This window comes from Aquisphaera insulae (assembly GCF_011064615.1).
Taxonomy (GTDB): Bacteria; Planctomycetota; Planctomycetia; order Isosphaerales; family Isosphaeraceae; genus Aquisphaera; species Aquisphaera insulae.
On sequence record NZ_JAALJH010000244.1, the window covers coordinates 1 to 754 of the forward strand.

At 62.7% G+C, this 754-nt stretch carries 1 protein-coding gene and 1 pseudogene; both read left to right on the plus strand.

Annotated elements, in window-relative coordinates; translation table 11 throughout:
* Positions 1-71 precede the first annotated feature (71 nt).
* Positions 72-545 carry a transposase gene (locus tag G6O54_RS37625; protein WP_205679190.1) on the plus strand — a complete coding sequence of 158 codons (474 nt, stop codon included), beginning with the start codon at positions 72-74 and terminating at the stop codon, positions 543-545.
* A pseudogene (locus tag G6O54_RS36990) lies at positions 529-754 on the plus strand (IS3 family transposase); the annotation flags it as partial. The gene G6O54_RS37625 and the pseudogene G6O54_RS36990, both read left to right, overlap by 17 nt.

The following is a 754-nucleotide window of genomic DNA, read 5'->3' on the forward strand; positions in this document are numbered from 1 at the left end:
TGTCTTGCTTCAGCCGGAAATGGAGAAACGCCATCGCCGAGTTATGGTAGAACTCGGCAGGAGTTTCTCCCATGCGAAAGCCGCGCAAGAATTATACGTTTGTCGAGAAGGCCGCCATCCTCCGGCGACACCTGATCGACCAGGTACCCGTCTCCGATCTTTGCGATGAGCACAAGCTCTCGCCCACGCTGTTCTACCTCTGGCAGAAGCAGTTCTTCGAGAACGGCTCCGCCGCATTCGAGCGCAAGAACGCGACCTCCGACGGCCAGCTCCTCCGCACCATCGCCGCGCTCCGCGACAAGCTCCAGCGCAAGAACGAGGTCGTCGCCGAATTGATGGAAGAACATATCAAACAAAAAAATAACTTGGGGAACGCTGACCGGGGCCTGGGTCCCCCACGACACCCGCGACGCGATCGTCGACTTCATCCGCACCTGGTCCGATCGCGCCGAGATCCCCGCCCGGCGACTCGTCGGCTGGCTCGGCATCGCCGCCAGCAAGTTCCACGACTGGAAGGCTCGCTACGGCATGGCCAACGAGCATAACGCCCTGGTCCCCCGCGACCGGTGGCTGGAGCCGTGGGAGAAGGAGGCCATCATCAAGTTCCATCACGACCATCCCCTGGAGGGCTATCGCCGGCTCGCCTTCATGATGATCGACGCCGACGTGGTCGCCTTCAGCCCATCGAGCGCCTATCGGGTGCTCCGCGGCGCCGGCCTGATCGACGCCCACGGGGGCAAGCCTTCGCGCAAAG

Excerpts from the sequence above, each read along its gene's own strand:
- G6O54_RS37625 (WP_205679190.1), top strand. The coding sequence starts at position 72 with ATGCGAAAGCCGCGCAAGAATTATACGTTTGTCGAGAAGGCCGCCATC.